Source organism: Haloferax sp. KTX1, from assembly GCF_902410085.1.
Lineage (GTDB): Archaea > Halobacteriota > Halobacteria > Halobacteriales > Haloferacaceae > Haloferax > Haloferax massiliensis.
Genome location: NZ_CABPRH010000044.1, coordinates 1 through 663, shown reverse-complemented (window position 1 = coordinate 663; position 663 = coordinate 1). Strand labels below are relative to the sequence as shown.

Sequence of the window (663 nt, the reverse complement as noted above, 5' to 3'; positions counted from 1 at the left end):
GGGTGACTGCGACGATTGCCACGTCGTCCTCGTCGGCGATGCGGCGGAACTCGTCGAGTATCTGCCGTCCGGTTTCGCTGTCGAGGTTACCCGTCGGCTCGTCGGCGAGTACGACCTTCGGGCTGTTGATGAGCGAGCGCGCGATGGCGACGCGTTGCTTCTGGCCACCGGAGAGTTCGTCGGGCTTGTGGTCGAGTCGGTCACCGAGTCCAAGCCGCTCCAGAAGCGTTCTGGCCCGTTTTGTGACTTTCGGATCACTGTCCAACAGCAGGGGCACCTCGACGTTCTCGACGGCAGTCAGCGTCGGCAGGAGATAGAAGTGCTGGAACACGAACCCGATCGTTCGCTTGCGGAGCGCGGTCCGCTTGCTGTCGCCGAGTCCGGTCACGTCCTGCCCCTCCAGCAAGACGGTCCCTTCCGTCGGCGTATCAAGTAGTCCGAGGATGTTCAGTAGGGTCGTTTTGCCACTGCCGCTGGGCCCCATAATCGAGACGAACTCGCCGGCTTCGAGGGCGAAGTCGATACCCGCCAGTGCGTAGAGGGTCTGGCCGCCGGTACGGTAGCGCTTGACCAGTCCCTGTGCGTCGATGACCGTCATACCTCGATATCGTCGTCACTGCGGCGGTAGCGGCGCACGAGGACACCGACGACGACCAGTAGCGC

1 protein-coding gene is annotated in these 663 nt (G+C 63.5%); it reads right to left on the bottom strand.

The genetic code is table 11. From position 1 onward, the window contains the following. A partial coding sequence (locus FY251_RS20645) for an ABC transporter ATP-binding protein (protein WP_148416839.1) occupies positions 1 to 598 on the bottom strand: 598 nt, incomplete at its 3' end. Positions 599 to 663: the final 65 nt, after the last annotated feature.